Raw genomic sequence first — 6,922 nt, forward strand, 5'->3', positions numbered from 1 at the left:
AAGTGCAGTATTCAAAAAAGTGATGACAAAAACGCCTTGGTATATGGCGTGGTGTATGAACTTGATGAAGCCGAAAAAGCAATTTTAGATACCATAGAGGGCCCAGGCTACGATTGCGTGGCTATTAAGCCCACTTTGTTAGATGGTGAGCAAATAGAGGCCCACTGCTATATTGCTAACACCCATGATAACGATGTACTGCCATACGACTGGTATATTCAGCACGTTCATCGCGGCGCGCTTGAGGCTGGCGTACCAAAAGAATACAGTGATGCAATACTTAATCGGCCGCATAAGCCCGATACAAATAAAGAGCGTGCTGATATTGAATTTGCAGTGCACCAAAAATAATAAGGATAATCATGAAACTCACCAAATTAGCCAGTTTAGCGTTGCTTGCCAGTGCCACTTTTAATAGTTGGGCACAAATTAATACCACGGACTTAGAAGAGGTTATTAACACCTCAATGGCACGCTTTGACGTGCCGGGTATGGCGGTAGCGGTTGTGCAAGACGATAAAGTTGTATTTGCTAAAGGGTTTGGGACAAGCAACCTCAATACAAATGCAAAAGTGAACAAAGACACACTTTTTGGTATTGCCTCAAACACAAAAGCGTTTACCAGTGCAGCGCTGGCTAAGTTGGTTGATGAAGGTAAGTTAAGCTGGGATGACAGGGTAATTGACCACTTACCTGAGTTTAGGTTGTACGACTCATACGTGACTCGCGAAATGCGTGTTCGTGATTTATTAAGCCATCGCAGTGGCTTAGGGCTTGGGCAGGGCGATTTAATGATTTGGCCAAGTACTGATAAATCTATAGAGGATATTTTAGCCGGCCTACAGTATTTAAAGCCAGCCAGCAGCTTTCGCAGCCAGTATGCCTATAACAACTTAATGTTTGTAACCGCAGGCGAAGTGGTGGCACGTGTATCAGGAATGAGCTGGAATGATTACATCGAAAAAAATATATTACAGCCTTTGCACATGGATAACTCGCGCGCGGGCTTTTCGCGTATTCCAAAAAGCAATAAAAACTGGGCAATTGGCCACATACCAATGGATGGCAAGCTCAATCCTTTTTTTGTTAACTACCTAGAAGACTTTAGAGGCGCAGGGGCTATTGCATCGAGCGTAAACGATATGAGCCAATGGTTACTAACGCAGTTAGCTGGCGGAAAAATGCCAAGCGGCGAGCAACTATTTAGTGAAAAACAGCAAGCGCAAATGTGGCACCCGCATATTACCTCTATGGCTTCTAAAAGTGCGTATGAGGCCTATCATCAGCAATTTAGAGGCTATGGGCTAGGTTGGAGCATTGAAGATTACCACGGCTTTAAAAAGCTAGGCCATGGCGGGGGCATTTTAGGTATGGTGTCGCAAGTTACATTATTGCCTGAGAAAAAGCTCGGCATTGTTATTTTATCTAATCAGCAAGCATTTAGTGCACTTTCGGCAGTAACCCACGAAGTGCTCGAAGATGCCCTTGAGCTTGAAGATAAAGACTGGGTTGAAGAGTTGGCTAAAAAACATTTTGCGAGTAAACAAAAAGCCTACGCCAATGCAAAACCCGACACCCCAGCAGATTACCAGCCACAGTTACCTAATATAAATTACACCGGCACGTTACATGACGATTGGTACGGCGATGTAATTATTGAGCAACTAGATGGCAAACTACGTATTGATTTTACCCATACCAAACGCTTAAAAGGCACGCTTGAGCATTACACAGGTAATACGTTTATTGTTAAGTGGGATGAAAAGCTACTCGAGGCCGATGCGTTTATTCGTTTTGATATGGGCGCAAACAACCGTGTAAATAGCGCCAAAATGCGCGCGGTATCAACAGCGGTAACAGACTTTAGTTTTGATTTTAGAAACCTAAATTTAAAAGCTAAGTAGTGATGCTATACACCAAAGTCGCAAAGCCACCGTAAGGTGGCTTTGTTATATTAAGCACTCACATTAAAGGAGCGTTTATGCGTACTGCAGTTATTTCACATCCTCATTGCCGTAAACATAAAATGATTGACGATCATCCTGAGTGCCCAGAGCGCCTAGACGCTATTGCCGATAGACTTTTGGCAAGTGGTGTAGATATTGGCTTAACGCATCTACAAGCGCCTAAAGCGCAGCGTGAGCATTACTTATTAGCCCATGATGAGTCATTAGTTAACCTTGTGGAACGCTTAGTTCCTGAGCAGGGGCTGCATAACCTTGATGGCGATACCTGGCTTTGCCCTGATTCGTTTAAAGCGGTAGAGCGCGCCGTAGGAGCAGGGTTGTTGGCTGTAGATGAAATTCTCGCAGATAAACTCGATGCGGCGTTTTGCGCTGTACGCCCGCCAGGGCATCATGCCAATGCGCACGCTTCTTCTGGGTTTTGTGTATTTAATAATTTAGCTATAGCGGTTAAGTATGCCCAAAGTAAAGGCATTAAACGTATAGCAATTGCTGATTTTGACGTACACCATGGTAATGGCACCCAAGACATATTTATAAACGATGAAAACATATTACTTTGTTCGCTATTTCAATACCCATTTTACCCAAACACGGCCGTAAAAAATAACAGCCACATAGTTAATTCCCCTTTGCCAATTGCCAGTAGTGGCGATGATTTAAAAGAAGTGTTTAATACCCAATGGTTGCCAAAATTAAAAGCTTTTAAGCCAGAGCTGCTATTTATTAGTGCAGGGTTTGATGCCCACTTAGAAGATGACATGGCAAGTTTAAAGTTTGTAGAAGATGACTACAGCTGGCTTACAGAGCAATTATGCGACGTTGCAAAAGAGAGTGGTTGCAAGGGTGTTATATCTTACCTTGAAGGGGGCTATGCGCTATCAGCATTAGGAAGAAGTGCTGTAGCGCATATAAAAGTGCTTAGTGAGTACTAATACCAATCCGCAATAATACTTAATTAAGCGAATTGGTATAACTAAAGGGTTATAAACCTAGTAAATCAAACGCCTGCTTGGTATTAAGGGTTTTAATTTTGCCAAGGCAGCATTGCCCTTCATTTAATAAATAAGTAGTGACCAGTTGCGCTAGCTGCTCCTGTGAAAGAGGTGCGCATGCAGCGCCTTGCAGGTCAACGTACTCACCTTGCTTGTTCAACACACGCACATTACTAAGCTCACTTTGCGTAACGCTGTGCAAACACGCTTCTTGTTCTTGTTTATCGTGCGCTATTTCAAGCTCATTATAAACAATTAATAACTGTGGAAAGCTGTTTAGCATAGTTACCCTACGGTTACCTCGTATGAGGTAAATTTACGCACATTAATAACGCCAGTATCAAAAATTAAGTACTGACCTTTTATACCTTGCAGCACGCCGCTTACTACTGGGTTTTTATCAAAATTAAACGAGCTAATTTTAGTAGGGTACTCTGTCACCGGAAAGTTTAAATCAACCACGTCTTCATCAAGTTGCTCTATGGCTGTGGCACCAAATAACTCGCTTAGCTCGTTTAATTTATCGCTAATTTGCGGGATCAGCTCTGCCGCAGCGGCTTTAAGGTCAATGGCTTCGTTTTGACCCTTTAGCATGTTACGCCAATTGGTTTTATCGGCAATAAACTCGGCCAATGCCACCTCAACTAAGCCTGATTGCAAACGTGTTTGTACTTTAAAAATAGGCAGTGCTTGAGTGGCGCCTTGATCAACCCAACGTGTCGGTATTTGCGTATGGCGAGTAATGCCTACTTTAAGCCCAGAGGTGTTGGCTAAATACACATAATGCGGGATCATGCAGTTTTCTTCGCCCCATTGTGGCTCGCGGCAGGTGCCTTTATCGTAATGGCAGGTTTCTGGTTTCATAATGCACATATCGCAGCTAGCAAGCTTACGCATACACACAAAACAGTGGCCTTGCGAGTAACTCTTTTTGGTTTTTTTGCCACAGTTTGAGCATAAAATGGTACCGCTAAACGTCAGCGTTAACTCTTTACCAATGAGTGCGTTTAGGTCGACTAGGTTGTCGCCCACAGGAAGATGATATTGAACCGGCTCTGTTAAGCTCGATTTTAATTTACGCAAAGTGCCTTGCATCTTTACTTGGCCCCTAAAGATGTTGATATTAAAACGTGGAGTTTAACATCTTTAAACTGTATTGGCTTTTTAAGAAATACAAATAGTCATCTAGGGGGAGTGGCTTAGCGTATAGGTAACCTTGCGCTCTGTCGGCGCCCATTTCTTTTAATAAGTGGTGCACATCTTGGGTTTCTATGCCTTCCATGGTTATAGATAGCCCTAGGTTATGTGCCATATCTATAGCGGTTTGCACAATCACTTTATTGGCGGTGTTATTCGTTAAATCAAATACAAACGATTTATCTACTTTGAGCTCCGTAAAGCGGTAATTAACCAAATAACTTAGCGATGAATAGCCAGTGCCAAAGTCATCAAGGACCACGCGCACCCCTAAATCAGAAAGCTCATTAACCAATGAAATAAGCGCTTCGTGGCTTTCGACTAATGCTGACTCCGTTAATTCAAACTTAAGAAGCTGCGCCGGAACTTGGTATTTTATAAGAATGTTTTCGACTTTTTCGGCTAGGTTTTTAATCGACAGATTTTTAGCACTTAAATTTACGCTAATTGGGTGATCGTTATAGCCTTGCTCGGTTAGTTTGACGATATCCTTACAGGCTTGCTCAATAACCCATAAGGTAAGCTCGTTAATAATACCTGTGTGCTCAGCAAGGGTGATCAGCTCTTCTATCGATACGCCTTTAAAAGCCGGATCGGGCCAACGTAGCAGCGCTTCAGCGCCACATACTTGATTAAAGTTCAGCCCTATTTGAGGTTGGTAATACAACGCAAGTTGGTTGTTTTTAATCGCTTGTTGTAATTTAGCGGCCAATGCCACATCCATTAATATATTACTGCCGTTAGAAGCGCTTACTACTAAATCGTTATTACTTTTAGCTTTTTTAAGTGCCAAGTAACCCCGTTTCGTCCAGTATTCAAAGTCGTCACTGTGGGCTGCGCTACTAATCCCTATGTTATAGGTAAGTTGTAAGTTTAAGCCTTGAATTTCGTATTGTTTGGGTAGGCTATTTATAACTTTAATTAAGGCCCCTTCAAGTGACTCCTGGTTTTGGTTTTTAGTAGATATGCAGGCAAATACCCCGCTGCCTAAGTCGGCTAAGCGGGGGCTGTTATTAAAATCTGTATCTAGGTTGGTAAATTCGCGCTCATGGCTAAGCTCTAACTCTATTTGCTTAGCCACATGCTTTATTAAAGTGTAGCCCTGTGATGGGGTAATAATGGTATTGAGCGAATTAAAATGGCGAATTTTAATTAAACACAAGGTGGTATTACGCCCCTGTGCTTGTAAGCTCATAAACGCTTGTTTTAATTTGGCACTGTTAAGTAATTTAGTTTGCTGGGTATGTGTAGCATGATAAAGCGCACGCTCGCGCTGGTAGCGCACTCTATCAGCAAGTGCCATAGCCATTAAAATAACTTCACACAATATAGCCACTAAAAACGCGTGACGAATCGCAAAGCTATAATCCAAATAGCCCGTTAATTCTAACGGCTGTATTGCCGCGCCAACAATGAGGGGAACCCACGAAAAAACGTAGAACTTCGCCCACCTAAAGCCCGTGCGTAGTTTGTTATAAATTAAAATAACACACGTAATATATAACAAGCTTAATACACAAAAAAAGATGGGGGCTGCAATGTACTCGGGTATGAATAAAGTGGTGATTGATAATAAAGATATTAAAATAAGTAGCGCTTTACTCATTTTATAGCGCCAGCATTTGTCCTTGTGGTAGCGCAAAAACATGGTGCAAAAGGCGAGCGTAAAAAAGGCCATTGCGTAGTTTGAAAAAATCACTTTTTCGTGTAAGTACAATTGCCACTCTAGGGGCCACAAGTAAAAGCCAAAGCCCATTACAATGCCCATTAAACACAGCGCACTAATTATATAGCCTATATAAACTAAATAAACGCGGTCTTTAATCCCAAAATAAAGCACTAAATTATACAGGGCAGCCATTAATAACACGCCGGCAAATATGCCCCAAATTCCGGTTTGCGAGCGAACTAAATCAACAAATTCTTTATGGCGGTACAAATTAACCGGGGTTTTGCTGATCCCCGTTGTATCTATTTTTATGGCTAAGCGCTCTGTTGTTTTACTCTCAAGTGCAAAACGTATATGCGGTACGCTATATTGGAAAAGCGTGAGAGACTTTACTTTATCACCTAATTTATAGCTTTCTATAAGCTCATTTCTTTTGTTTAACCGATACACGCTGAGGTGATCAACCATCGGGTTATCAAAATGGGCAACAATGTCTTGAGCATCCAAACTTTTATTTTCAAGGTCTATAAATAGCCAATAGTTTTGCTGCTTAAAGCTCCATTGAATATCGGTTAACGGCTGGTGGGTGATTAGCTCGGGATTTAAAATAATATCGTTGAGTGTGTGAGATTTACTTTCATCTATGTAGTAGGCAAAGTCTAAATATACAGGCGTGGTTTTATCGATGGTATAGCGAGTCGGCACAACCAGGTTAGAAGCGAGTGTGCTAATAATATAAAATATGAAAATCAGTATGGCTATGGCCGCGGCATGATAACGTAAAGTTTTCGTTTCCAACGTTGTATACTTGTAATAACTCTTTTAATTAGTGTAGCACTAAAAAAGCGCATATAAACTGCGCTTTTTTAGTTAAATTTTTAGGGCCTGCTTATCCTTCAGGATTAAAATTTGTTCTAACTAGGGACGATTTAATCGTGGCGCGAGGTTTGTAACCTAGTGGGCTAAGTAAAAACCGAGCAACAAAGAGTTAATCGTCCCTAGGACGAACCTTCGTGCAGCGCGTGTTTGGTATTTATACTGCGTTATCGCCTATTTATGGGGAATAACCACACTTCATAGGCTCTGCCTTGCCTAAA

General features: G+C 41.9%; 6 protein-coding genes. 3 read left to right on the forward strand and 3 right to left on the reverse strand.

All coding sequences use genetic code 11. From position 1 onward, the window contains the following. The 3 genes from B2R65_RS14020 to B2R65_RS14030 form a co-directional block, all read left to right on the forward strand. On the forward strand, positions 1-351 hold a 351-nt coding region (locus B2R65_RS14020; protein WP_286743608.1), incomplete at its 5' end, for a gamma-glutamylcyclotransferase family protein. 11 nt (positions 352-362) lie between these two features. Next, on the forward strand, positions 363-1,904 hold the full coding sequence (locus tag B2R65_RS14025) for a serine hydrolase (protein WP_138579473.1): 1,542 nt from the start codon (positions 363-365) through the stop codon (positions 1,902-1,904). 77 nt (positions 1,905-1,981) lie between these two features. Next, complete coding sequence (locus B2R65_RS14030) at positions 1,982-2,899, forward strand: histone deacetylase family protein (RefSeq protein WP_256851380.1); 918 nt, start codon at positions 1,982-1,984, stop codon at positions 2,897-2,899. 49 nt (positions 2,900-2,948) lie between these two features. Here the strand turns inward: B2R65_RS14030 and B2R65_RS14035 are convergent, their stop codons facing one another. The 3 genes from B2R65_RS14035 to B2R65_RS14045 are packed head-to-tail and all read right to left on the reverse strand — an operon-like array spanning position 2,949 to position 6,623. Beyond that, positions 2,949-3,242, reverse strand: coding sequence for a hypothetical protein (locus B2R65_RS14035; RefSeq protein ID WP_004588636.1), 294 nt, complete (start codon positions 3,240-3,242; stop codon positions 2,949-2,951). Positions 3,243-3,244: 2 nt separating this feature from the next. Then, positions 3,245-4,054: a DUF2797 domain-containing protein gene (locus tag B2R65_RS14040; RefSeq protein WP_055252638.1), complete on the reverse strand. Its 810-nt coding sequence runs from the start codon at positions 4,052-4,054 to the stop codon at positions 3,245-3,247. Positions 4,055-4,082: 28 nt separating this feature from the next. After that, positions 4,083-6,623 carry an EAL domain-containing protein gene (locus B2R65_RS14045; protein WP_286743617.1) on the reverse strand — a complete coding sequence of 847 codons (2,541 nt, stop codon included), beginning with the start codon at positions 6,621-6,623 and terminating at the stop codon, positions 4,083-4,085. Positions 6,624-6,922 lie beyond the last annotated feature (299 nt).

The sequence above is a fragment of the Pseudoalteromonas sp. UBA2102 genome, from assembly GCF_002331165.1.
In the GTDB taxonomy this organism is placed as follows: Bacteria; Pseudomonadota; Gammaproteobacteria; order Enterobacterales; family Alteromonadaceae; genus Pseudoalteromonas; species Pseudoalteromonas atlantica.

Excerpts from the sequence above, each read along its gene's own strand:
- B2R65_RS14030 (WP_256851380.1), top strand. The coding sequence starts at position 1,982 with ATGCGTACTGCAGTTATTTCACATCCTCATTGCCGTAAACATAAAATG.
- B2R65_RS14040 (WP_055252638.1), bottom strand. The coding sequence starts at position 4,054 with ATGCAAGGCACTTTGCGTAAATTAAAATCGAGCTTAACAGAGCCGGTT.
- B2R65_RS14025 (WP_138579473.1), top strand. The coding sequence starts at position 363 with ATGAAACTCACCAAATTAGCCAGTTTAGCGTTGCTTGCCAGTGCCACT.
- B2R65_RS14035 (WP_004588636.1), bottom strand. The coding sequence starts at position 3,242 with ATGCTAAACAGCTTTCCACAGTTATTAATTGTTTATAATGAGCTTGAA.